The sequence below is a fragment of the Corynebacterium massiliense DSM 45435 genome (assembly GCF_028609805.1).
Taxonomy (GTDB): Bacteria; Actinomycetota; Actinomycetes; order Mycobacteriales; family Mycobacteriaceae; genus Corynebacterium; species Corynebacterium massiliense.
The window spans coordinates 492,198-516,834 of the sequence record NZ_CP063189.1; the positions used below are offsets into that span (position 1 = coordinate 492,198).

Annotated in this window: 22 protein-coding genes; 12 read left to right on the plus strand and 10 right to left on the minus strand. The window is 66.3% G+C overall.

Annotation, left to right across the window (positions count from 1 at the left end; genetic code table 11):
• Positions 1–28 precede the first annotated feature (28 nt).
• On the minus strand, positions 29–1,402 hold the full coding sequence (locus CMASS_RS02420) for an acyl-CoA carboxylase subunit beta (protein ID WP_022862630.1): 1,374 nt from the start codon (positions 1,400–1,402) through the stop codon (positions 29–31).
• Positions 1,403–1,413: 11 nt separating this feature from the next.
• Positions 1,414–2,835 carry an acyl-CoA carboxylase subunit beta gene (locus CMASS_RS02425; protein ID WP_022862629.1) on the minus strand — a complete coding sequence of 474 codons (1,422 nt, stop codon included), beginning with the start codon at positions 2,833–2,835 and terminating at the stop codon, positions 1,414–1,416.
• 44 nt (positions 2,836–2,879) lie between these two features.
• Here CMASS_RS02425 and CMASS_RS02430 point away from each other — a divergent pair, with 44 nt between their 5' ends.
• Positions 2,880–3,605: a biotin--[acetyl-CoA-carboxylase] ligase gene (locus CMASS_RS02430; protein ID WP_022862628.1), complete on the plus strand. Its 726-nt coding sequence runs from the start codon at positions 2,880–2,882 to the stop codon at positions 3,603–3,605.
• 6 nt (positions 3,606–3,611) lie between these two features.
• The gene (locus CMASS_RS02435; protein WP_022862627.1) at positions 3,612–4,067 is read left to right on the plus strand and encodes a YdbT family protein; all 456 of its coding nucleotides are present in this window, start codon (positions 3,612–3,614) and stop codon (positions 4,065–4,067) included.
• A gap of 19 nt (positions 4,068–4,086) precedes the next feature.
• Here the strand turns inward: CMASS_RS02435 and CMASS_RS02440 are convergent, their stop codons facing one another.
• Positions 4,087–5,292 carry an HNH endonuclease signature motif containing protein gene (locus tag CMASS_RS02440; RefSeq protein WP_022862626.1) on the minus strand — a complete coding sequence of 402 codons (1,206 nt, stop codon included), beginning with the start codon at positions 5,290–5,292 and terminating at the stop codon, positions 4,087–4,089.
• A 259-nt stretch (positions 5,293–5,551) separates the two neighbouring features.
• Here CMASS_RS02440 and CMASS_RS02445 point away from each other — a divergent pair, with 259 nt between their 5' ends.
• Positions 5,552–6,751: a 5-(carboxyamino)imidazole ribonucleotide synthase gene (locus tag CMASS_RS02445; RefSeq protein ID WP_022862625.1), complete on the plus strand. Its 1,200-nt coding sequence runs from the start codon at positions 5,552–5,554 to the stop codon at positions 6,749–6,751.
• A 33-nt stretch (positions 6,752–6,784) separates the two neighbouring features.
• Positions 6,785–7,288 (plus strand): 5-(carboxyamino)imidazole ribonucleotide mutase, encoded by a 504-nt coding sequence (gene purE / locus CMASS_RS02450; protein WP_022862624.1) that lies wholly within the window; start codon positions 6,785–6,787, stop codon positions 7,286–7,288.
• Here the strand turns inward: purE and CMASS_RS02455 are convergent.
• The gene (locus tag CMASS_RS02455; protein ID WP_022862623.1) at positions 7,274–8,182 is read right to left on the minus strand and encodes a ribokinase; all 909 of its coding nucleotides are present in this window, start codon (positions 8,180–8,182) and stop codon (positions 7,274–7,276) included. The two genes, purE and CMASS_RS02455, sit on opposite strands and share 15 nt — an antisense overlap.
• Positions 8,183–8,222: 40 nt before the next feature.
• On the opposite strand from CMASS_RS02455, the gene CMASS_RS02460 reads away from it, so the two are divergent.
• From CMASS_RS02460 to CMASS_RS02495, 8 genes are all read left to right on the plus strand, one after another.
• Positions 8,223–8,669, plus strand: a complete 447-nt coding sequence (locus CMASS_RS02460; protein WP_022862622.1) for a YdcF family protein — start codon at positions 8,223–8,225, stop codon at positions 8,667–8,669.
• A 120-nt stretch (positions 8,670–8,789) separates the two neighbouring features.
• The gene (locus CMASS_RS02465) at positions 8,790–9,677 is read left to right on the plus strand and encodes an aldose epimerase family protein (protein ID WP_027018577.1); all 888 of its coding nucleotides are present in this window, start codon (positions 8,790–8,792) and stop codon (positions 9,675–9,677) included.
• 12 nt (positions 9,678–9,689) lie between these two features.
• On the plus strand, positions 9,690–11,351 hold the full coding sequence (locus tag CMASS_RS02470) for a sodium:solute symporter family protein (protein ID WP_022862620.1): 1,662 nt from the start codon (positions 9,690–9,692) through the stop codon (positions 11,349–11,351).
• 12 nt (positions 11,352–11,363) lie between these two features.
• Positions 11,364–11,606, plus strand: coding sequence for a hypothetical protein (locus tag CMASS_RS02475; protein ID WP_022862619.1), 243 nt, complete (start codon positions 11,364–11,366; stop codon positions 11,604–11,606).
• A 6-nt stretch (positions 11,607–11,612) separates the two neighbouring features.
• Positions 11,613–12,701, plus strand: a complete 1,089-nt coding sequence (gene galT / locus CMASS_RS02480; RefSeq protein WP_027018576.1) for a galactose-1-phosphate uridylyltransferase — start codon at positions 11,613–11,615, stop codon at positions 12,699–12,701.
• Positions 12,698–13,879: a galactokinase gene (galK, locus tag CMASS_RS02485; RefSeq protein WP_027018575.1), complete on the plus strand. Its 1,182-nt coding sequence runs from the start codon at positions 12,698–12,700 to the stop codon at positions 13,877–13,879. Before galT ends, galK begins: the two co-directional genes overlap by 4 nt.
• Positions 13,880–14,061: 182 nt before the next feature.
• Complete coding sequence (locus CMASS_RS02490; RefSeq protein ID WP_022862618.1) at positions 14,062–15,228, plus strand: NRAMP family divalent metal transporter; 1,167 nt, start codon at positions 14,062–14,064, stop codon at positions 15,226–15,228.
• The gene (locus tag CMASS_RS02495; protein ID WP_022862617.1) at positions 15,228–15,998 is read left to right on the plus strand and encodes a putative hydro-lyase; all 771 of its coding nucleotides are present in this window, start codon (positions 15,228–15,230) and stop codon (positions 15,996–15,998) included. Before CMASS_RS02490 ends, CMASS_RS02495 begins: the two co-directional genes overlap by 1 nt.
• A gap of 16 nt (positions 15,999–16,014) precedes the next feature.
• On the opposite strand, the gene CMASS_RS02500 is transcribed toward CMASS_RS02495, so the two are convergent.
• From CMASS_RS02500 to CMASS_RS02525, 6 genes are all read right to left on the minus strand, one after another.
• The gene (locus CMASS_RS02500) at positions 16,015–17,418 is read right to left on the minus strand and encodes an NAD-dependent succinate-semialdehyde dehydrogenase (RefSeq protein ID WP_022862616.1); all 1,404 of its coding nucleotides are present in this window, start codon (positions 17,416–17,418) and stop codon (positions 16,015–16,017) included.
• A 76-nt stretch (positions 17,419–17,494) separates the two neighbouring features.
• Complete coding sequence (locus CMASS_RS02505; RefSeq protein WP_022862615.1) at positions 17,495–19,123, minus strand: NAD-dependent epimerase/dehydratase family protein; 1,629 nt, start codon at positions 19,121–19,123, stop codon at positions 17,495–17,497.
• Between the two features lie 82 nt (positions 19,124–19,205).
• Complete coding sequence (locus CMASS_RS02510; RefSeq protein WP_022862614.1) at positions 19,206–20,954, minus strand: acetyl/propionyl/methylcrotonyl-CoA carboxylase subunit alpha; 1,749 nt, start codon at positions 20,952–20,954, stop codon at positions 19,206–19,208.
• A complete protein-coding gene (locus CMASS_RS02515; RefSeq protein ID WP_022862613.1) occupies positions 20,954–22,501 on the minus strand; it encodes a 5-oxoprolinase subunit B/C family protein in 1,548 nt (515 codons plus the stop codon). Before CMASS_RS02515 ends, CMASS_RS02510 begins: the two co-directional genes overlap by 1 nt.
• The gene (locus tag CMASS_RS02520) at positions 22,501–23,268 is read right to left on the minus strand and encodes a LamB/YcsF family protein (RefSeq protein ID WP_022862612.1); all 768 of its coding nucleotides are present in this window, start codon (positions 23,266–23,268) and stop codon (positions 22,501–22,503) included. Before CMASS_RS02520 ends, CMASS_RS02515 begins: the two co-directional genes overlap by 1 nt.
• 178 nt (positions 23,269–23,446) lie before the next feature.
• Positions 23,447–24,628 carry a M20 metallopeptidase family protein gene (locus CMASS_RS02525; RefSeq protein ID WP_022862611.1) on the minus strand — a complete coding sequence of 394 codons (1,182 nt, stop codon included), beginning with the start codon at positions 24,626–24,628 and terminating at the stop codon, positions 23,447–23,449.
• Positions 24,629–24,637 lie beyond the last annotated feature (9 nt).

Below are 24,637 nucleotides of genomic sequence, written 5' to 3' on the forward strand. Positions count from 1 at the left end.
TGTCCTCCCGGTGTTGTCTTCTCGCGGCTTACAGCGCGATGTTGCCGTGCTTCTTCGGCTGCGGGGTGTGGATCTTCCGCTCGACCAGTCGCAGGCTCTCGATGAGGTAGCCGCGGGTGGCGGCGGGCTCAATGACGGCATCGATAAGTCCGCGTTCCGCCGCCGCGTAGGGGTGCAGGAACTGGTGTGCAAGCTCCTCCTCCTGCTCTGCGGTGGCGTCGTCGCCGTAGATCTCCGCCGCCGGGTTGTCCGCGACCGCGATGGTGGCGGTGGGCCAGGCGTAGGCGAGATCCGCGCCCAGGTCCTTCGCGCCCATGAAGACGTAGGCGGGGCCGACGGCGCGGCGGGTAATGACCGTCACCTTGCCCACGGTCGCCTCGGCGAACGCGAAGGCGAGCTTGGAGGCGCGGCGGGCGCTGGCCGTCACGCCGGCGGAGTCGACGAATTCGATGATCGGGATGTTGAACGCGTCGCACACCCGGATAAACCGCGCGGCCTTTTCCGCGCCCGCGTCATCGATTTCCCCGTTGGAGCTCAGCGGCTGGTTAGCCACCAGCCCGACGCACCGTCCTTCGATGCGCGCGAAGCCGGTGAGCATGTTCGGCGAGTCCGCCGCGGTCAGCTCCAGGAAGGAGTCCGCGTCCACGGTCTTTTCCACGACCTCGCGCATGTCGTAGTGGGCGTCGTCCGGGACGATGTCGTTGAGCTCGCGGTCGGAGTCGGTGATGCGGTCAGCGATGGAGCCGTGCGAAATCTCGGCGTTCGTTCGCGGTACTTCCGCCCGGTTGTTCTGCGGGAGGTAGCCCAGCACGGAGCGGGTCGCCGCCACCGCGTCGTCATCGGACTCCGCAGGCAGGTGTGCGCCCGCGCCGCCGATGACGATGTCTGCCATGGCCGGCGGGAACTGCGCCATATCGCGGGTCTCGCCGAAGATGACCGAAACCTGGGGGATGAGGCCGGACGCCTCGGTGATGCGTGCCATGACCTGGGCGTACATCGCCAGCGTGACGATGCCCTCTTGCACACGCGGACCCGCCGACTCGTACATGCCCACAATCGGCGTGCCCGTCTTAATGGCCAGGTCGTAGACCTTGGTCAGCTTCTCGCCGAAGACCTCGCCGAGGGTGCCGTCGAAGACGGTGATGTCCTGGCTGAATACGCAGACCTTGCGGCCAGCCACCGTGCCGTAACCGGTGACCACGCCGTCGGTGACCGGGCGGTCGTGCTCACGGCCGAAGTCGGTCGAGCGGTGCCGCGCGAGTGCGTCGATCTCGACGAAGCTTCCCTCATCCAGCAAGCTCTCCACGCGGTGGCGCGCCGCGCTGTCCGGGGCTTCCGCGGTCCGGTTGTGCAGATCGGCGATCCTGCCAGCGGTGGTTTTCAGGTCCGGTTTCGCATCCATGGTGCCGTAGTTTACAGCGGAATATTCCCGTGTTTCCGCACGGGCCGGGCGACTTTCTTGTCGCGTAACAATCGCAGATAGCGTTCGATAGTGCGGCGGGTGGTGTGGGGTTCGATGACGGCATCGATAAGTCCGTTTTCTGCCGCGGCCTGCGGGGAAAGGATCGTCGAGTACTCGTCGCGGAGCCGCGTGACCTCCGCGGGGGAGGCGTCCTCCAGCTCGCGGCGGAAAATGAAACGCACCGCGCTGTCCACGCCCAAGACGGCGATCTCCGCGGTGGGCCAGGCGAGGTTCACGTCCGCGCCCAATCCTTGCGATCCCATGACGCAGTAGGCGCCGCCATAGGCTTTGCGCAGCACCACGGTGATTTTGGGAACGCTGGCTTCCGCGTAGGCGTACAGCAACTTCGCCCCGCGGCGCACGAGCCCGCCGTGTTCTTCGTCCGTTCCAGGCAAAAATCCCGGCACATCCACCAGGTAGAGCAGAGGAATGGAAAACGCGTCGCAGGTGCGGGTAAACCGCGCGGCCTTTTCCGCGGCGGCGGCATCGATGGCGCCGGCGAGCACGAGTGGCTGATTGGCCACGATGCCGACCGGCTGGCCGCTGATGCGCCCGAATCCGCACACCATGTTGTCCGCGCGTCCGGCCTGGATCTCGAGGAAATCCTGGGCATCGACAAGCGCGGCGATGACCTCGTGGATGTCGTAGGGAACCTCGGGGGAGGTGGGCACCGCCAAGTCCCCGCAGGCGGGTTCCGCCGAGTGCAGCTGGGGCAGCGCGTGGCAGTTGTTCGGCAGGTAGTCGAGCAGGTCCCGGATCCAGTCCAGTGCCTCCCTCTCCGACGGGGCCACGTAATGGCACGACCCCGCGGTGGTTAGGTGCAGGTGCGCGCCGCCCAGCTCTTCCTGGGTGGTGTCTTCGCCCGTGACATCGCGCAGAACGCCGGGGCCGGTAACGAACATTTTCCCCTGGCCGTCGACCATGACGACGAAGTCCGACAGCGCCGGGGAATACGCGTTGCCGCCCGCGCACGGGCCCATGATGGCCGAGATCTGCGGAACGACGCCTGAGGCCTGCGTATTCCAGCGCAGGGTGCGGGCAATGGCGTCTAGGGAATCGGCACCTTCCTGGATCCGCGCACCGGCGCCGGCGTACAGGCCAATCAGTGGGCGCCCCATGTGCACGGCCATCTCCATGACCGCGCACATCTTGTCGCCGTGCACCTCGCCGAGGGCGCCGCCGAAGACCTTCTCGTCCTGGGCGAACACGCACACCTCGCGGCCGTCGATGGTGCCCCAGCCGGCAATGAGGCCGTCGCCGGGTACCCGTTTTTCTCCCATGCCAAACGCGGTGGCTCGATGGATCGCCTGGGCACCGATTTCCTCGAAGGAATCGGAATCAAGGAGGTAGTCGAGTCGTTCGCGCGCGTCCACGTATTGCAATGTAACACCACCCGCCGGCCGCTAAGGTGATCTCTATGACACTCGATCTCTCCCGCATTCGCTCCGCGCTTGTCGATGCCGGCTACTTCACCGCCGTCGACTACGTCGAGCAAACCGGCTCCACCAACACCGATCTGCTGGAGCGTGACGATGTCGCCTCCGGCACCGTCCTGCTTGCCGATGAACAGGTGGCCGGCAAAGGCCGACTCGGTCGCGCGTGGTCCTCGCCGAAGGGGGCCCAGGCGATTCTGTCGGTAGCCCTGCAACCGGAAAGCGTGGACCGCCTCGGCGTGCTTCCGCTCGCAGCCGGGCTCGCCGTCACCGACACCATCCCCGGCGCCGTGCTCAAGTGGCCTAACGACGTGCACCTCAACGGAAAGAAGCTAGTCGGCATCCTGTGTGAGGCGGGCTCCCGCGTGGTTATCGGCATGGGGATTAACGTCACCTTGTCCAAAGAGCAGCTGCCCATTGCGGCGGCGACGTCTTTGGCACTGGAGGGGCGAGACACCGACCGCACCGAGCTCATCATTGGGGTGCTGCGGAACCTACGCCGCCGGATCGACCAGTGGGAACACAACGATCCGCAGTTGATGGTGGACTACCGGGAGGTGTGCTCGAGCATCGGCAAGCGCGTGCGCCTCGAGGCTCCCGGCGGCGACATTCACGGCACGGTCGACGGGGTGACGGAGACGGGGCAGATCACTATTGACGGGGTGAGCTACTCCGCCGGGGATGTCACTCACCTGCGGGTTGTAGACTAAGCGCCCATGGAGAAGCTCGGCCACGGGGAATATACGCGCGCGGACGTCAGCGCGCCGTACCGCTCGTTGGTATTCCCGCTGCTCGAGCTCATTCTTATTACGGGTGTTGCGTGGATCGCCATCGGGTGGGCGGACGTGAATATCTTTAACCCGCTGGTGCACAACGGCCTCGTCGTCCTTTGGGGCGTGCTGGCTGCGTGGCGTTTTCTCCTGCCCCTCGTGCGGGCGCGACGGAAGCGGTTCATCGTCACGAACCAACGCGTCATCGCACGCGAGGGCAAGCGGACTGCGTCCGTGCCCCTAGGGGACATCGCGGGCGTGCGCCGTCGCCGGGGCGGCATCTCCCTCGCCATCCGGGGTTACGACCGAGCGATGTACTTTCCGGAACTGCCGAAGAACCGGAAGCTCGAGCGGATTATCGATGACGCGGTGCAGGAATATCGCGATCCAATCTGGGGGTAAAAGCTAGGTCTTCCGGGGCTTAGGTCGTTGCTCCCTCGTGTGCTCGGGTTCGGCGGGCGTGGATTCTCTGTGCGGTGGTTTGCAGCCACCGCTTGGAGCGCTGGGACATCGGTCCGGTGGCATGGGTGCGGTGCCACGTTCCGTTGTCGAATAGCCAGATGAGGTCGTCTGTCGCGGGGTCGATGACGTAGGTCGCGCGGCCGTCGGTCTTGATGTTGTGGTGGTGCTGGCACAGGTTGACCAGGTTGTACGGCGCGGTGGGGCCGCCGCTGTGGTGGTCGACGGCGTGGTCTTTCTGGCAGCGCATTGCCGGTACTGTGCACTGCGGGAAGCGGCAGGTGCCGTCTCTTCCTTCCGTGTAGGCGCGCATGCGGTTCGGGGTGACGTAGTTCGTGGTCTTCGCTTTCGCTCCGCTTGTGTGGTCGACCACGCGGGAGGGCGAAGCGGTGAGTACGTCGCCAATGAGAGGGTCAATCCACCCGAAACCGCGCACGTACACCGGGGCACTGTCCACGTCGCAGGCGCGGTAGACGTGCAAGGTGACGTCGGGGGAGGGGTCGAACTTCCGCGTAATGAGCCCTGCCAGGGCTGCGGCGGCGGAGATGTTGCGCTCCCGGGCGGTCTGGGTGATGACCGCATCGAGTGAAGCGGCGATCTCATCGGGGAATTCTGCGATAAGAGCGGTAGAGGCACCAGAGCTGCGAGAGACGGAATAGGCGCTTTCGCCGGCAGGCTCCGCCGGGGTGTCTGGGTCGTCCTCGGTTTTCCGCGGTTTGCGCAGGATGGTGTCGTCTTCGGTCATGATGAGCGTGTGCAACTTGCGCCGGAGGTTGGCTTGGGAAGGAAGCGCTGCGCCCGGGGATTTCGGCGTGAGGTACGCGGTAATGGCCGCATCTAGGCGTTCGAGAACATCGTCTTCTGGGTGGCCGAGTTTGCTTAAGACATCGTCGATGGCGATAAGCCGCGGGAAGTTGAGGTGGAAGTGCTCTTCCTGGGAAGCCTTCAGGCGCGGTAATTCGTCGAGACGGTGGAGCGCGCACGTGATGTTGATGATCCGGCGGGGTGATTCGCCGGTGCGACTCCCGAGGTCGTGGGCAGCAAGTTCAATATCGGCATCTAAAGGGGGCCGGTATTTCTGCCAAAGCCAGTATTCGTCGCGGCGCAAATCGCGCGCGGCTTCACACAGGGGATCGCCCGGCGTGAGATGGCGGTAGTAGTTGTTCACGGGGTTCGTCCAATCGTTCGGATATCAATACGTGTATGCGGGTTGGCGTCGGATTTTTAAGAGGTAATCGCTTGTATGTTCGTTTCGGTTTAAGCGTATAGTACACCCCGGACACGTACCGTAAGCTGCGGAAACGCGATATCCGAGAGGCGATAAAGAGCTGATGTGCTGAGGCCGGGTGCTGAGGTGGGTCGAAGCGGAAGATTCGGGAGGTGCAGGAGGGGAGGGGCGCTAGCTGCATGGACTAAACTCGTCGTCTGTGATTGAGGACGAAGGAAACATCGAAGTACATGCCCCCGGGCTTCCCGTCGTGGCGATTATCGGCGACGGGCAGCTGGCACGAATGACCCAGACGGCCGCGATTGAGCTCGGCCAGTCGGTTCGTCTTCTGGCTGGTAGCAAGAACTCCTCGGCCGCCCAGGTGTGCGCGGACGTGGTGGTCGGCGACTACCACGACTACGACGATCTTCTCGCTGCCGTGAAGGGCGCGGACGCGGTCACGTTCGACCACGAGCACGTGCCCAATGAGCACCTGCTGGCGCTTATCGATGCCGGCTACAACGTCAACCCCCGCCCCGCCGCGCTGATCAACGCGCAGGACAAGCTCGTCCAGCGCGAGCGTCTCTCCGAGTTGGGGGCGCCGGTGCCGCGTTTCGTGGGCATCGACAAGCTGGAGGATGCGGAAGCCTTCTGGGACGAGACCGGCGGCCAGGTGTGCCTGAAGACCCGCCGCGGTGGCTACGACGGCAAGGGCGTGTGGTTCCCGCAAAGCCGTGAGGAGCTGTGCCGCTTGGTAGAAGAAATCGATTCGCCGCTTTTGGCCGAGGAGAAGATCGACTTCGCCCGGGAGCTTTCGGCACTGGTCGCGCGTACCCCGTCGGGGGAGACCCGCGCGTGGGACATCACCCAGTCGGTGCAGGCGGACGGCATCTGCTCCGAGGCCATTGCACCGGCGCCGGGGCTGGATGCGGAGACCGCCCGCGAGGTGGAGGCCCTGGGGTGCTCGGTAGCGGAGAAGCTCGAGGTCACCGGCGTGCTGGCGGTCGAGCTCTTCGAGGACAAGGCGGGCGACATCTTTGTCAATGAGCTCGCCATGCGCCCCCACAACACCGGACACTGGACCCAGGATGGGGCGGTGACCAGCCAGTTCGAGCAACACGTGCGCGCAGTCCTGGACTGGCCGCTAGGAGATACGACCCGGACCGTGCCCGTGACCGTCATGGCGAACGTGCTGGGCGCCGAGACGGATCCGGACATGGAAATGCAAGACCGCATGGTGCACGTCGCCCGCCGTTTCCCCAACGCGAAGATGCACCTGTACGGCAAAACCCACCGCCCGGGCCGCAAGATCGGGCACGTAAACCTCACCGGCAACGACGCGGACGCCACTCGCCGCGATGCGCGCCTGGCCGCCGGTTTTCTGCGCGATGCGGTGTGGGCTGACGGCTACGCTGAGTAACGACACCTTTTTGAGACAAGGAGCATTTCTTACATGGCTAACCCGCGCGTAGGACTCATCATGGGTTCTGATTCCGATTGGCCGACCGTGGAGCCGGCGGCCGACGTACTTACGAAGTTTGGCATTCCCTTCGAGGTAGGCGTGGTCTCCGCGCACCGCACGCCGGAGAAGATGCTCGACTACGCGAAAAACGCCCGCTCGCGGGGGCTCGAGGTGCTCGTCGCCTGCGCTGGGGGTGCGGCGCACTTGCCGGGAATGGTCGCGGCCGCTACGCCGCTGCCGGTCATCGGCATCCCGCGGGCGCTGAAGAACCTGGACGGCCTCGACTCGCTGTTGTCCATCGTGCAGATGCCCGCCGGCGTGCCGGTTGCGACCGTCTCCATCGATGGGGCGAAAAACGCTGGTCTGCTCGCCGCGCGCATTCTCGCATCTGGCGATGCCGAGGTCGCCGACAAGATGGAGGCGTACCAAAAGGACATGGCCGCCGCGGTGGAAGAAAAGGACGCGCGCCTGCGCGACAAGCTACTCGGGGAGTAGGTCGCCTGCGCCCGGGTACGAATCCTGGGCGCCGGACCGGGTGACGGAGAAAGCTCCGACGCGGGCGGCGTGGCGCGCGGCATCGGCAAGCGCGATGCCCGGCTCGGCGAGCAACTTCGCGCACAGTGCCCCGGCGAACGCATCACCCGCGCCCACGGTGTCGACCGCCTCGACCTGCGGGGTGGGGATATCGGTCAGCTCCGGGTCTGCGACCAGCGCGCCGGCCGCGCCGAGGGTGATGACGGCGGAGGAAAAGCCGGCATCGATAAGCGCGGCGGCCAGGGCGTGTGGGTCATCGTCGTCGGCCGGTGTTCCCAGCTGATCCAAGATGAGCCCGGCCTCGTGCTCGTTGGCAATGAGCGGATCGGCGCGCAAGAGGCTCTCGCGATCCACGTCCACCACCGGCGCCAAGTTGATGATGACCCTTCCCTGAGCCGCAGCCACCGCCTCCCGGAACCCGCTCGGGGGAATCTCACCCTGGAGCAGCACGATGTCCGCCGCGGCGATGCGCTCGCGGTGGCCAGAGACGTACTGGTCATCCACGCGCGCGTTCGCGCCCGGCACGACGATGATGGTGTTTTCGCCCTTTTCGTCGACGGTGATGACCGCTAGGCCGGTGAGCTCGTCATCGATTTCGGTTACGGCGGTCATATCCACCCCGGACGAGTGCAGGTTCCGCACCGCGGGCTTGCGGTAGTGATCGGCACCGACCGCCCCGACGAACTCCACGTGCGCGCCCTGCAGGGCCGCGGCCACCGCCTGGTTCGCTCCTTTGCCCCCGGCCTTGATGTCATCGCCGCGCCCGAGGAGGGTCTCGCCGGGCTGGGGGTGGCGTTCGACGTGCGTGACCAAGTCCGCGTTGATTGAACCGACTACAACGAGGGTGCCTTCCATGCGCCCTATGATGCCACGGTGGGCGGTAGGATCTCGGCTCGTGTCGTGCATCGTCGTGTTGGGAGCCCGGGTTACCAACGGGCAGCCGGAGGCCGTGTTGCGGTCCCGGCTTTTTCGGGCTGCCGAGCTGGCCCGGGAGGTGCCGGGGCCGGTCATCGTCAGTGGCGCCGGCGAGTCCGCTGCGATGGCCCGCACCTTGGTGGAATTGGGAATAGACCCCAGCCGCATCGTGGAAGAAGACGCCGCCACCAGCACGAACGAGAACCTGGAGAACGCGTGGGCTCTCGCCGGCGCGGACCGTCTAGACGTGGTCACCAACGAATTCCACGCCCTGCGGACCCGGCTGTGGGCCTGGCATCTGGGGATTCCGGTCACGGTCCATACGACCCCGACGCCGTGGCGCGTCCGGCTGGGGCACTGGGCGCGGGAGGTTGTGGCCACCCCGCACTCGGCCGCGCGCATCCTCTGGCGGCGGATTCGGGGGTAGTAACCGGGCAATATATCTCACAAAGATTATGCCGAGCTGCGTGCCTGGGCATAAGGTGTGGAGCAAAAAGTGAACCTATGGTTACAGAAGGTTGACGCTAAGTTGAATAACCTCACGCCCGTGTACACCATCCGGGCAGACGGCTACGCCGCGCAGATCGCGGCGTTCGGCGGCGGGGTAAAGTCGCTGACCTTTCGCGGTGCCCCGCTCGTGGAGACCTACGACGGTTTCCCGCCGCTAGCCGCCGGCGTGGTACTCGCTCCGTGGCCGAACCGCATCGCCGACGGCACCTATACCTGGCGCGGCGAGCGGCATCAGCTTCCCATTACCGAGCCGGAGCGCAACAACGCCATCCACGGGTTCGTCGCTGACCGCGTCTGGGAGTGCGTGTCCCACTCGGTCGGTTCGGTCACCCTGGCGGTGAACATCGCCCCGCAGGCCGGGTATCCCTGGTTTGTGCGGCTGGTCGCCCGCTACGCGCTGGGGCGAGACGGGCTGACCGCCACCTTCCACGCCGAGTCCCCGCACCCCGAAGTGCCCTACGCCTTCGGCTGGCACACCTACCTCACCGCCGGCGGAGCGCCCACCGATACGTGCCGGCTCACGCTCAACACGACCACCGACGTCGAGCTCGATGGTGCCCGCAACCTCCCGACGGGGGTGGAGCGCCCAGCGCAGTTTAAGGACGCGGCCGTGGCAGGCCTCGAGTTAGATCACTGTTTCTCCGCCCCGACCGGGGTGCGAGCCGAGCTTGCCGATGCCCACGGTCTCCGCACCCGCCTGGAATGCTCCGGGGACGTGCGGTGGGCGCAGGTATACACCCCGCACGATTACCCGGGGCGTGGGAGAGCGATCGCGGTCGAGCCCATGAGCGCCCCGCCCAACGCGTTCGCCACCGGCACCGGTGTGCGAACCTTGCCCGCGACGGACTGGGTGCGACTTTCCGCTGCGGATACAGGTACTGCCGCGGATACAGGCTTTTTCGGGCACGGGAACGTAGAAAACTAGAAAGGCAAGCAGATGGCAACTGCTGAATCAGCGCTGCGCTTGGACGCAACGTGGGTCGACTACCTGTTGGTGTTGATCTATTTCCTTTTCGTCTTGGGCATCGGCTGGATGGCGAAGTCCAAGGTGTCGAATTCCATTGACTTCTTCCTGTCGGGGCGCGGCCTGCCGGCCTGGGTGACCGCCCTGGCGTTCGTCTCCGCCAACTTGGGCGCGGTGGAAATCATCGGCATGTCCGCCAACGGCGTCGAATACGGCTTCCAGACCATGCACTACTTCTGGATCGGCGCCGTGCCCGCCATGATCTTCTTAGGCATCGTGATGATGCCCTTCTACTACGGCTCGAAGGTCCGCTCCGTACCGGAGTTCATGCGCCGGCGCTTCGGCAACGGCGCACATTTGGTCAACGCCATTTCTTTCGCGCTCGCGCAGCTGCTTATCGCCGGCGTGAACCTGTTCTTGCTCGCCACCATTGTGGAGGCCCTTTTGGGTTGGCCGATGTGGGTCGCGCTCGTCGTGGCCGGAATCATCGTCTTGTCCTACATCACCCTGGGCGGGCTGTCGGCGGCGATCTACAACGAGGTGCTGCAGTTCTTCGTCATCATCGCGGCACTCGCGCCGCTCACCGTCATCGGCGTCAACCGCGTCGGTGGCTGGCAGGGGCTGAAGGAGTCGGTGGCATCGCAAAGCATGTTGCACACCTGGCCGGGCACGGACATCTCCGGGTTCGGAAACCCCATCTGGTCCGTCATCGGCATCGTATTGGGTCTCGGTTTCGTGCTGTCGTTCGGCTACTGGACCACCAACTTCGTCGAGGTCCAGCGCGCGATGGCCTCCGACTCGATTTCCGCCGCGCGGAAGACGCCCATCCTCGGCGCGTTCCCGAAGATGTTCATCCCGTTCCTCGTCGTGCTGCCGGGCATGGTCGCCTCGGTCATCGTCGGTGACATTGCCGATGGCTCCGCCGCGCCGAACGAGGCCATCTTGTACCTCATGCGCGACCTGTTGCCCAACGGTCTTCTGGGCGTCGCCATCGCCGGCCTGCTCGCGTCGTTCATGGCGGGCATGGCGGCCAATATCTCCGCATTCAACACCGTGATGTCCTACGACATCTGGGAAACCTACGTGGTCAAAGACCGCGAGGACAGCTACTACCTGCGCTTCGGTCGCTGGATGACGGTGGTGGCGACCTGCATCGCCGTGTTCACCGCGCTGCTCGCACGGAACTTCGGCAACGTCATGGATTACCTGCAGACGCTGTTCGGCTTTTTCAACGCCCCGCTGTTTGCCACCTTCATCCTGGGCATGTTCTGGAAGCGCATGACCCCGCACGCCGGCTGGGCCGGCCTGGTCTCCGGCACGGTCTCGGCCATCGCGTACTGGGCCGTCGCCAACTTCAGCGGCGCGGAGGCCGCCCTGTTCAACCTGCCGGGCCAGGGCACCGCGTTCGTCGCGGCGGGCATTGCTTTCGCCGTGGACGTCATCGTCTCGGTCGCCGTCACCTTGTTCACCACGCCCAAACCGGACCACGAGCTGGTCGGCTTCGTCTCCTCGGTGACCCCGAAGGACCACTTCGCAGACTTCACCGAAAAGTCCCTGCCGTGGTACCAGCGCACCGTCCCGCTGGGCATCATTGGCCTCATCTGCGTCGTCGCTCTCAACGTGATCTTCGCCTAAAAGGAGCATTTCATGAATTCCGCATTCGATCTCCGCAACGTCATCGCCGCGCTCATCGGTTTGTACGGCATCGTCTTGGTGGCCTGCTCCTTCGCGCTCGATCCGGGCATCAACCCGGATACCGGGCAGGCGAAAGACCCGATGGATAACCTGTGGGCTGGAGTGGCCATGCTGGTGGCCGCCGCAGCGTTTTGGGCGTGGGCGAAGCTGCGCCCCGTCGTCCCCGCTGCGGAAGGACAGGAAAGCGAGGAGTAAATGTCTGTGTCCGTGACGAGTGCCACGCTTGCCGATGGCCGCGAAATCATCTACTTCGACGACTCGGATCCCGCGCCCGGGGAGCGCGTCCTAGACGATCCCCGCGAGCTGCCGCAGGTGACCGCCGCTTCCGAAATGCGGCGCGACCCGCTCACGGGCGAGTGGGTGGCCTTTGCCGCCCACCGTATGAACCGCACGTTCATGCCGCCGGCCAACGAAAACCCGCTCGCGCCGAGCCAGCCGGGACAGCTGCCCACGGAAATCCCGTCGCCCAGCTACGACGTCGTGGTCTTTGAAAACCGCTTCCCGTCGTTTTCCACGCACATGGACGTGCCGGGCGACTTCGCCTACGAGGTGGATGGGGTAGAGCGCAGGCCGGCCGCCGCGCGTTGCGAGGTGGTGTGTTTTACCTCCGATCCGGGATCGAGCTTCAAGGAGCTCAGCCCGCGCCGCATCCGCACCGTCATCGAGGCGTGGGCGGACCGCACCGCCGCGCTGTCCGCAATCGACGGGGTGCGCCAGGTCTTCCCGTTTGAAAACCGCGGGGAAGAAATCGGCGTGACCCTGCAGCACCCGCACGGCCAGATCTATTCCTATCCTTTCTTGTCGCCCCGGCTCTCGCGCATCGTGGAGAAGGTGAAGGACAACCCGGGGTTGTTCGCCGAGATTGTCGAGCGCGAGTCGAACGGCGACCGCGTACTGAAAGAGACCGCCAACTTCCTGGTTTACGTGCCCGCCGCCGCGAAGTGGCCGGTCGAGGCGATGGTCATGCCCAAGCGCCAGGTCGCGGACTTTACCGAGCTCACCGACGCAGAAAAAGACGAGCTCGCCCCGTTGCTCAAACAGCTTTACACCGCCATCGACGGCTTCTTCCCGGGCGTGGAGAAGACCCCGTATATCGCCGGGTGGACGCAGGCGCCCGTCGCGGGCCCCGAGCGGGAGGCGGTGCGGATGCACCTGCAGCTGTTTTCGCTCATGCGCTCGCCGAACCGCCTGAAGTATCTCGCCGGCTCGGAGTCCGCGCAGGCGGTGTGGATTAGTGACACCACGCCGGAGAAGATTGCCGAACGCTTCCGGGAGGTGTGGCCGCAATGAACCAGTGGGTGACCTCCCGCGGCGACCAAGAGCTAGGCCGCGCCGCAGCGGAGCTGTTTAGCAGCGAATACGGTTACGAGTGCGCGGGCGTCTATGCCGCGCCGGGGCGCGTGAACCTCATCGGCGAGCACGTCGACTACGCGGCGGGCGCGTCCATCCCGTTCGCGCTCCCGCACAGCACGGCGGTGGCTGCCGCCCCGCGTGACGATGGCCGCGTGCGTGCCGTTTCCGCCGCCGGCATGGTGCGCGGCGAGGTGGCGCTTGCCGATGTCCACCCGGGCCACCCCGCAGACTGGCTCGGCTACATCGCGGGCACCGTGTGGGCCCTGTTCCCGGAGAGCACCGGGACCGGGTTCGACTTCGCCATTGTCTCCGACGTGCCGCTGGGGTCGGGGCTGTCCTCGTCGGCGGCTCTCGAGTGCTCGGTGGGGCTGGCGGCCTTCGACCTGGTGGAGGGGCGCGAGCCGTGCGATGCCGACCGCGAGCGCATCGTGGCGGCGGCGATCCGCGCCGAAAACGAGGTGGTAGGAGCCGCCACCGGCGGGCTGGATCAGAACGCGAGTATTTTCTGCCGTGCGGGCGAGGCACTGTTTTTGGACTTCGCCACCGGGGACAAGCACCGCGTTCCCTTCGATCTAGAAGAAGTGGGCATGGCCCTGGTCATCGCGGACACTAACGCCCCGCACACCCTGAGCGACGGGCAGTACGCGTCGCGCCGCGGCCTCATCGACCGGGTGATGGGGGACCTGGGAGCGAAAGGAATTCGTTCGCAGGAGGAGGTCCGCCGGTGGGCAGAGTCTGCCGGGGAGGATCCGGAGCTGGTGGCGCGACGCGTGCGGCACGTCGCCCGGGAGACCGACCGCACCTTCGCGGCGGAAAAGGCCCTGCGCGCCGGCGACATCGACACGTTCCGCTCCCTGATGCGGGACAGCCACGTCTCGCTGCGCGACGATTACGAGGTGACCACCCCGGAGCTAGACTGCGCGTTTAGCGCCGCGGGGGAACTCGGTGCGCGTATGACCGGTGGCGGTTTCGGCGGGGCGGTTATCGCGCTGGTGGAGGCCGAAAAAGTGGACCGTGTGGCCGCCGATATTGCCGCCGCGGCCGCGCGCCGCGGGTTCCCGGAACCGACCTTCTACCTTGGCTTACCTGGGCAGGGAGCGCGAAAGTTGCACTAATGGTGCACCCGCGTGCCGGTCCGCCTTTGCACGAGGTCTGCACCCCCTTTATGATGTTCCGCGATACATGCGATCCACATCACGAAGGGTAAAAATTAGTGACCTCTGAGACCGCACAGACCCCGGCTGCGCAGCCGGTGGGTAATGATTCTCCCTCGCCCGCCAAGGTAGGCATTGGCCCGATGATCGGCGCCATGTTCCTCATGGCGACCTCGGCCATTGGCCCGGGATTTTTGACGCAGACCAGCGTCTTTACCGTTCAGCTTGGCGCGTCGTTCGCCTTCGCGATTCTCATCTCCATCCTCGTTGACATCGCCATCCAGCTCAACGTCTGGCGCGTGCTCGGCGTGACCGGCATGCGCGCCAACGAGCTGGGCAACACCGTCCTGCCGGGCCTCGGCTGGGTCATGGCGGCCTTCGTGTTCGTGGGCGGCTTGGTGTTCAACGTCGGCAACATCGCCGGCACCGGCCTGGGCCTCAACGCAATGCTGGGTATTGATCCGAAGATCGGCGGCATCATTGCCGGCGCCATCGCCGTGTTCGTCTTCCTGTCCAAGCGCGCCGGCATGGCCCTGGACCGCCTGGTCGGCGCGCTGGGCGCCATCATGATCCTGCTCATGCTGTACGTGGCCATCGTCTCCAACCCGCCGGTGGGGGAGGCGCTGAAGAACACCGTCGCCCCGGAGAAGATGGACTTCTTCGTCATCACCACTCTTATTGGCGGTTCCGTCGGCGGCTACATCACCTTCGCCGGTGCCCACCGCCTCATCGACTCGGGCATCACCGGCCGCGAGAACGTCGGGCGCATCGCCTACACCTCGATCTCCGGCATCATCGTCACCGGCCTGATGCGCATCCTGCTCTTCCTCGCCGTCCTCGGCGTCGTGGCCACCGGCGTCGCGCTGTCTGAGGACAACACCGCCGCGGACGTCTTCTACCACGCCGCCGGCGAGATCGGTCTGCGCGCCTTCGGACTCGTGCTCTTCGCCGCCGGCCTGTCGTCGGTGATCGGCTCCGCTTACACCTCGGTGACCTTCGTGACCACCCAGAACGTGTCCAAGCGGACGACCAACCTCATGACCGTCGCATTCGTCACGGTCTGCACCCTCGCGTTCATCATCCTGGACTCGCCGCCGCAGCAGCTGCTCATCTTCGCCGGCGCGTTCAACGGCCTCATTTTGCCCATCGGCTTCATCATCATCCTGTGGGTCATCTACCTGCGCCGCGACCTGCTGCAGGGCTACAAGTACCCGGCGTGGCTGGGCGTGCTGGGCGTCATCGCCTTCCTGGTCAGCACTTACATCGGCATCAACGCGATTACCGCGCTGATCGATCTGTTCCAGTCATAATGACCACTCCGCACCAGGCACGCGAGCTCGCCCGCAAGGGCGGGCTCGTTACCACTTCCGGCCTCGCCCACGGCTATCTGCAGGCGAACATGATCGCCCTGCCGCGTGAATACGCCTTCGACTTCTTGCTGTTTGCGCAGCGTAACCCGAAGCCGTGCCCGGTTGTCGGCGTGCTGGAGGAGGGCGAGGTGAACTCCAGCCTGCTGCCCGGCGGTGACATCCGCACCGACATTCCCGCCTATCGGGTCTTCCGCGACGGCGAGCTCGTCGACGAGGTGGATGACGCCACCGACGTGTGGCGCGATGACCTCGTGACGTTCCTCATCGGCTGCTCGTTCACGTTTGAAAACGCGCTTGACGATGCCGGGCTGCACCTCGCCCACATTGACCAGGGCAAGAACGTGCCGATGTTTGTCACCAATGTGCAGACCACCCCGGCGGGCGCCTTCGCGGGACCGCTGGTGGTCTCAATGCGCCCGCAGCCGGCTAATCGTGTGGCGGACGCGGTGCGGATTACGTCTCGTTACCCGTCCGTGCACGGGGCGCCCGTGCACGTGGGCGACCCAGCGGGCATCGGCATTGCCGATATCAATTCCCCCGATTACGGCGACGCCATTGATATCCCGGAGGGATGGACCCCGATGTTCTGGGCTTGCGGGGTCACCCCGCAGGCGGCGGTCATGGCCTCCCGCCCGTCGTTCGCGATTACCCACTCACCGGGCAAGATGCTGGTGACGGATATGCGCGACACGGACGTGCAGGTGCCGTAGACCGCGCGGGTGCGGGCTACTTCTCCTGGCTGAGCTTGTAGTCCTGCGTGGAGAAGCGGTAGAGCTTCTGGTTCACGAACTCCTCCACGCCCCACTCGTTGAGCTCTCGGCCGTAGCCAGAGCGGCCGATGCCGCCGAAAGGCAGATCCGGCTTAATGGTGGAGGCCTCGTTGACCAGCGACATGCCGCACTCGAGGCGGCGAGCGACCTTCTCGGCGGTCTCCACGTCGGAGCCCCAGACGGAGCCGCCCAGGCCGTAGTCGACGTCATTGGCCAGCTCGACGGCCTCCTCGACGTCCTTGACCTTGAACAGCAGGGCAACCGGGCCGAAGACCTCGCCCTTGGCGATGTCGGCGTCACGGTTGACGTCGGTGAGCAGCGCGGCGTTCATGTACGCGCCCTCGCGGTCCAGCTTGTCACCACCGACGACGATGCGGGCGTCGCCATTCTGCTCCGCCGCGGTGATGGTCTCGACGACCTCGTCGCGAGCACCGACGGAGGAGAGCGGGCCGAAGTCCGCGTCCGGCTCGTTGTAGGCGCCCGGCTTGAGGTTGCCGATCTTCTCGGTGAGGTAATCGAGCACGCGGTCGTAGATGTCTTCCATGACGATGAGGCGCTTCGGCGCGTTGCACACCTGGCCGGTGTTGGTCATGCGGATGGCCACGTACTGGTCGAGCACCCACTCGAGGTTGCTGTCATCGAGGACGATGAACGGGTCGTTGCCGCCGAGCTCCAGCAGGGACTTCTTCAGGTGCTTGCCGGCGGTCTCCGCCACGGAGGCACCCGCGACCTCGGAACCGGTCAGCGAGACGCCCTTGATGCGCTTGTCCTCCAGGAACTCTGCCACTTGCTTGCCGGAGGCGTAGACGTTGATGAAGACATCGTCAGGCAGGCCGGCCTCGGCGAAGATGTCCTGGCAGGCTTGTGACGACAGCGGGCAGATGGACGCGTGCTTGAGCACGATGGTGTTGCCCAGCAGGAGGTTGGGCGCCGCGAAGCGGGCGACCTGGTAGTAGGGGAAGTTCCACGGCATGACGCCCACGAGCGGGCCGAGCGGCTCCTTGGCCACGAAGGTGCGCTGCGCGTCGTCCGAGTAGAGCTCCTGGTCCGCAAGCAGTTCGTGGGCGTGCTGCGCGTAGTAGCGGTAGATGTCGACGACGATCTGCAGTTCCGCCTTGGCCTGGTCGGTGGGCTTGCCCATCTCGCGGCCGATGTGGTCGGCGAGCTCGTCGGTTTTCTGCTCGTAGATATCGGCAGTCTTTTCCAGCACGGCAGCGCGCGTGTCGATGTCCGTCTCGCGCCAGCTAGCGAATGCCTTGGTGGTGCGGGTCAGGACATCCTGGATGCCGTCATTGTCGATGCGGGAGAAAGCTTCTTCGGATTGGCCGTTGTTCGGGTTCTCAAGGTGGAATTCAGTCATACGGCCATTTGTACGCCGAAAAACCGGCGCCCGCAGTGATTCAGCGCACAAATAACCTGTAGGTGTAACCCTGGCCCTAGTCAGCGAATGCCGTCTGCGCGGCGTAGGCGTGGATGGCCTCGGTGGCCTCCAGCTGCTTTTGCGCGCTCTTCGCCAGTGCGTGGCAGGCATCGGCGTTGAGCCCCAGGTTATCGGCCTGCAAGAACAGCGTGCGCCACAGCGAGTGCTTGGCGGCTGCGGCGGCGTACAGCGCCTCCGATTCCACGAGGAGAGCCAGCGGGGAAGAGGAGACCGCCCGGCCGTTGGGCTTGAAGCGCCCGAGCTTCTCCCCGGCCCACGCGGCGGCGCTTTGAGTCGGCTTGGTCTCCAGCCCCAGCTGCTTTATCACCCGCTCGAGGAACGCGCGGTCGGTGCGCTCCGCCTGGGCGACCTCGCCGATCTCCTTGAATACCGGGGTGTCCTGGTAGTTCAGCGTCATCTGGTCGGCGCGCTCGACCGTGCCGCGCTGGGCGGCCAGGTGGTTGGCCAGGTAGGTCGAAACGAGCTCGCGCTCGATGTTGTCGTCTGAGCCCGCCTCCGTGCGCGGGCCGGAGGTGGGGGCGGCCACGGCATCGTCCATCGGCAGGCCCAGTGCCGGCACGAAGCGTTCGGAATCGTCCAGTGCCCACAGGCTGGGGGAGGGGTGGCCGGCGCCCTCGATCATCGCGCGGGTAAACGAGGCCAGCGCGTCCTTCGCGGAGGTCGCCGGCTGCCAGCCCAACTCGCTTTTGGCGCGGGCATTGTCCATCAGCGGCACGCCGAGCCCCATGTCGAGCCAGCCCGGATCGGCGGGCAGCACACCCGACTTGTGGGCGCTGGCCATGCCCGCGCGGGCGACCTGCGGCGGCACCTCGATGAAGCGCCCGTTGCTCAAGATGTCCGCGAAGTCCTGCGGGTGGAGGATGTCGTCGGCGCAGATGTTGAACGGGCCGGTTGCCGCCGGGTTCTTGGCGGCTAGAAGGTAGGCCTGCGCGACGTCGTCGGCGTGCACACCCTGGGTGACCATTTTCTTCGGCAGCGGCAGGACCGGCAGCGATCCCTTGTCCAGCAGCTCGACGGGCATTGCTGCGCCGAGGAAGAAGCGCTGCACCTCCGAGGCGGCGTCGTCCTGGAAGATGAGCCCCGGGCGCAGCCAGGCGACGGAGATGTCCGGGTGGGCGGCGGTGAACTGCTCGAGCAGCTCTTCGACCTTGCCCTTGTCCTCGCTGTAGTGCGAGCCCTCGACGCCGCGGGCCGGGAAGTCCTCCGCGCGCAGCGGCGGGGTGTCCTCGGGGCCGGAGACCTCCTGGCGCGCAGCATCCACGGAGTACGCCCCGACGGAGGAGGCGACGACAACGCGGCGGACATCGGCACGCTCTACGGCATCGAGAACCGCCTCGGTGCCGGCGACGTTGATGCGGCGGATGAGCTCGCGGTCGTGGTTGGGGTAGATGAGCCAGGCGAGGTGGATGACGGCATCGGCACCCGCGAACGCGTCGGCGAGACGCTCCGGTGCGTTCTCGGCGGTGACGTCGATGCTGTGCCACTCCACGTCCGTATACGGCTCAACCTGCGGCGGCACGCGGCGGGAAATGCCGACCAGTTCGGTGACCTCCGCATCGCGGTGCAGCGCGCGCAGTACCGCCGTGCCGACGTTGCCGCTGGCACCTACAACTGCAATCTTCATGGTGGGAACTCTCCTAAAAAGTAAAAAGCGTGTCTATCGCACTCCACGATAGACACGCTCGGAAAGTCCCAGCCAGAACTTTCTAGTCGATGGTGGCGATCACCGTCTCCGGGGTCAGGCGGTCGCCCGCCTTGGCCTGAAGGGAGATGGTGCCGGACTTCGGCGCCTTGATGGAAGACTCCATCTTCATGGCCTCGATGGTGGCGATGGCATCGCCCTCGGAGACCTCGTCGCCGTCGGAGACCTTCCATTCCACCAGGTTGCCCTCGAACGAGGAGGTCACCGCGTTGTCGTCGGCGGCCTGCGGGCCGGCGGAGGACGGGGCGGTGGACGCGGCGCCCGAGGCGTTGGTCGGCGCGTTGAAGAACTCGACCGGCAGGCCGACGTTGATGATCTTGCCGTCAATCTCCACGGCGACGTTGCGGCGCTGGGTGTAGATGGCGTCGACCTTCTCGGTCTTGTTCGCCGCGGCCGGGCGGTAGTTGTGATCCACCCAGTCGGTGTAAACGCCCAGCTCTTCGCCGATGAGCGCCTCGTTGTGGATCATGTCGCGGTGGAACGGCAGCACGGTGCGCACGCCGGAAATCTCGAACTCCGCGAGGGCCTGCTGCGCGCGGCGGATGGCCACCTCGCGGGTCGGGCCCCACACGACGAGCTTGGCCATCAACGAGTCGTAGTACGGCGGGATGATGGAACCGGAGCGCACGCCGGCATCGATGCGCAGGCCCGGCCCCGTCGGCGGCTCGAAGGAGACCACGGTGCCGGGGCAGGGCGCGAAGCCGTTCAAGATGTCCTCGGCGTTGATGCGGAACTCGAACGCGTGGCCCTGGATCTCCGGATCCGGGTGATCCTCGGTGACGAACGAGATCTTCTCGCCGGCCGCGATGCGGAACTGCTCGGCGATGATGTCCACGCCGGTAACCACCTCGGTGACCGGGTGCTCGACCTGGACACGGGTGTTGACCTCGAGGAAGGAGATGGTCCCGTCCTCGGAGACGATGTACTCCACGGTGCCGGCGCCGGTGTAGCCCACCTTGCGGCAGATGTCGCGGGCGCCCTCGTGGATGCCGTTGAGCTGCTCGTCGGTGAGCCCCGGGGCCGGGGCCTCCTCGATGAGTTTTTGGAAGCGGCGCTGCGTGGAGCAGTCGCGGGTGCCCAGCACGGCGACGTTGCCGTGGGTATCGGCCAGCACCTGCGCCTCCACGTGGCGCGGGTGGGTGAGGAACTTCTCCACGTAGCACTCGGCGCGCCCGAAAGCCTCCATGGCCTCGCGGCCGGCGGAGTTGAAGGCGTCCTCAATACCTTCCATCTCGTCGACCACCTTGAGGCCGCGTCCGCCGCCGCCGTAGGCCGCCTTAATGGCGATGGGCAGGCCGTGCTCCTCGGCGAACTCGCGGGCCTGCTGCCAGTCATCGATCGGATCCGAGGTGCCCGGGGCCAGCGGGGCGCCGACCTCGGTGGCCACGCGGCGGGCGGCGATCTTGTCGCCCAGCAGGTCGATGGCGTCCGGGGACGGGCCAACCCAGGTCAGGCCGGCGCTGGTGACGGTGCGGGCGAACTCGGAGTTCTCCGACAAAAAGCCGTAGCCCGGGTGGACGGCATCGGCGCCGGCGCGCACGGCGACATCGAGAAGCGCGGGCACGTTCATGTAGGTATCCGCCGCGGAATTGCCCGGCAGGGCGTAGGCCTCGTCGGCGACGCGGGTGTGCAGGGCACCGGCGTCCGCCTCGGAGTAGACGGCGATGGAGCGGATGCCCAGATCGCGGGCAGCGCGCGCGATGCGCACGGCGATTTCACCGCGATTGGCGATGAGAACAGATTGAATGGCCATTACTCTTCTCCTACGAGTTCAAAACGAACGCGCGCCCCCGGCGGGAGCTGCGCCGCGATATCAATATCTTCTTTCACAACAGTTGCAATAACCGGGTAGCCACCGGTGACGGCGTGATCCCGCATGAAGACGACCGGCTTGCCGTTCGGCGGAATCTGCACCGAGCCGGCAACCATGCCCTCCGACGGCAGCTCGCCGTCGCGGTTGCGCTCCAAGGTCACCTCGTCGTTGGCCAGCCGCAGCCCGACGCGGTTGGACTCCGTGGTCACGGTCCATTCCGTGTCCACGAAGCGCGCGAGCTCTTCTTCGGCGAACCAGTCATCGCGCGGGCCGCGGATGCAGCGCAGCACGCCCTCGGTCTTTCCGGGCTTGCCCTGGATGCGCAGCGGGTTGGACAGCTGGGCATCGGTCATGGTGTGCGTAAACGGCAGCACGCCGATGACGTCGCCGGTGCGGACCGGATCCGGGCCGAGGCCGGACAGGATGTCCGTGGCCGCCGAGCCGAGCTCCGACTCCGCGACGATGCCACCGCGCACCGCGATGTAGTTGCGGAAGCCGAGTACCGGCGGCTGGATGACCAGGTGGCTGCCCGCGGTCATGAGGATCGGCTTGGCCAGCTGCACCGGGTAGTCGTTGTAGAGGATGCGGGTGCGCGCACCGGTCACGCACACCACGGTGTCCGTGAGCGCGCGCAGCTCCATGCCACCGACGTTTTCCAGCACGGTGGCGGTGCGCTGGTTGCCCACCGCGATGTTCGCCGTGGCCGCAGCACCGCGGTCGGCGGCACCGGACGGGGTCACGCCCAAGTCACCGAAGCCGGGGCGGCCCAGATCCTGATACAGGGTGAGCAGGCCGGCGTCCTCGACCTCCAGGCGCGGCAGGCGCGGCGGCGACTGCTTCACGCGGTCGGAGTTATCCGAGATATCCGGCAGCTTGTCCACCGCCTGGTAACGCACCCGGTCGCCGGGCTGCACCAGCGCGGGCGGCTCGGCGTGCGAGTCCCACATCGGCGTGTTCGTGGTGCCGATGAGCTGCCAGCCGCCGGGGGAGCGGCGCGGGTAGACCGCGGTGAAATCACCTGCGATGCCCACCGCGCCGGCGGGCACTGCCGTGCGCGGATCCTGGCGGCGCGGGACCGCCTTGCTATCTGCCGGATCCTCCGGGGCGCAGTACGTAAAGCCCGGGGCGAAGCCGCCGAACGCAGCGGTCCACAGCGTGGAGGTGTGCCAGTCGACCACGGCCTCGCGGGACATGTCGAGGAAATCGGCCACCTCGTCCAAGTCCTCGCCGTTGTACTGGACGTCAATGTCCACCGTGCGCGGATCGCGGTGCGCCGACTTCGACGGCCGGTAGTCCTCCAAGTCGCGGGCGGCGTCGGTCGCGCCATCCGGGGAATCGAAGCTCAGCAGGATCGTCGTCGCCGCCGCGATACAGTCCACCTGGTGGCGCAGCGGCTGCGCCGTCAGCCCCGCGTGCCAGGCCATGACCTGGTTGAGGTCGTCTAAGTCAATGAGGAGAGAGCGTGTTCCTACCTTGTGAATCTGCATTACAGGAAGCTCCGGATCTCGATGCCATCGTCCGCGAGGCGGCGAACCATACCGCGCAGCAGCTCCACCGCACCGGGGGAATCGCCGTGCGTGCACACCGACTGCGCGTCGACTTGCAAGGTGGTGCCGTCTACCGCCGTGATGGAGCCGGTGGTGGCCACGTCGTAGACGCGCTTGACCACCTCGTCGGCGTCGTGCATCACCGCGTTGTCCTCGCTGCGCGGCACGAGGGTGCCGTCCGGGTTGTAATTGCGGTCGGAAAAGGCCTCGCGCACGACGGTCAGCCCTGCCTTTTCGGCCACGTCGACGGCCACGCCACCCGGCAGCAGCATCAGCGGGATGTCGCCGAAGGCGCGCACGCCGTCGACCACGGCCTTCGCCTGCTTCTCGTCGCGCGCAATGGTGTTGTACAGCGCGCCGTGCGGCTTGACGTACTGCACGCGGGTGCCCGCTGCGCGGGCCAGCGCCTCGAGTGCGCCGATCTGGTACGTGACCTCGCTGGCCAGCTCGGCCGGGTTGTAGTCAATGAAGCGACGGCCGAAACCGGCCATGTCGTTGTAGCCCACGTGGGCGCCCACGACAACGCCGCGCTCGGCAGCGGCCTTGACCGTCTTCGAAATCGAGTACGGGTCGCCGGCGTGGAAGCCGGTGGCCACGTTCGCGCTGGAGACCATCTCCAGCATCGCCGCGTCATCAGCCACCGGGTTTCCGCCGGTCGTTTCACCTAAGTCAGCGTTGAGGTCAATGCACAGGTCGGAGCCTGCCATGCGCCCTCCTTAATGAATAAAAATTTAAGTGGTATGGGACTAAGCCACGGACAGTGTAGCGCCGCCCACGTGGCCCTGTGAACTCGGTTACGCACATCAATTGTGCTCGGCCCCGGCGCGGTGCGTAGCGGCTCGGGGAGGCGTGCCGCGAGGCCGGACTGGAAGTAATCGAGCCCCGTTAGTCGCCCCGGATTTCTTCTGCCGCCGCCACGTAGCCGGCGATGAGTGCGCGGGCGGTCATCTCCACTGCCTCCTCCGGCGGCAGGAATTTCGCATCGTGTAGTGACGGCGCGTTCTTAGCCCCAGTGCCGACACCGACGAAGCACATCAGCGTCGGCACGATGTCGCCGTAGAAGGAAAAGTCGTCCGCTCCCAGCGACCGCATGATCGGGGCGGACCCCAGCCCGGCGCGGCGCGCGGTGTCTGCGAAACGGGCGGACAGGGCGGCATCGTTAATGAGCGCGGGCTCGCCCGGAACGTGGGTGACCTCACCCCGGCAACCGAAGGCCTCGGCGGTGCCGCGGGCAAAGCGGTCCACGGCGGTGACGACGCGTTCCGTGGCCGCCGTGCTGGTGGTGCGGATGGTGGCGAAGACTCGGCCGCTGTGGGGTAATACGTTCGCCGCGCCGTTTCCCACCTGGATCGTGCCCACGCTGATAAGCGCTGGTTCCATCGGATCGTTGGAGCGGCGGACGACCTCCGCCAGCCCGGTGACGATCTGGGCGACACACACGGCGACGTCCGTGGCCTGGTGCGGGTAGGCACCGTGCCCGCCCGCGCCGGTGACCTCGATGGTGATTTCCCCGGCCGCGGCGTTGACGAACCCGTCGCCTGCCGCCACCGCGCCCAGCGGCACGCCTGGGTGCACGTGGGCGCCAATCGCGTGGGTGACCTGCAGATCGGCGAAGCGGCCCGAGTTCTTAATGTCCTGCGCGCCGGAGGGGTAGGTTTCCTCCCGCGGCTGGAGGAAAGGCACGAGGCCGTAGGGGAGGTCGAGGTCCGCCGCGGCGCGCACCACCGCGGTCAGCGCCGCCAGGTGGACGTCGTGCCCGCACGCGTGCATGGCCCCGCTTGTCGATGCCCACCCCACCCCCGTCTCCTCCCGCACGGGCAGGGCGTCGAGCTCCCCGCGCAGCGCGACCGACGGACCGGTTGTAGGGCCTAAGCGCGTGATCGCCCCGGTATTTGCGACCTGGTCGAACTCAACCCTCATCGCCCGGGCGACGGCATCGGTCGTTGCCTGCTCGTCACCGCTTACCCGCGGGTTCGCGTGGATTGCGCGGCGCAGCTCGTGCGCGGCCGGCAGCTGCGCGGGCAGGCGGCGCAGCCACGTGTCAAGCAACTGCGAAAGATCAGACATGGTCACGCT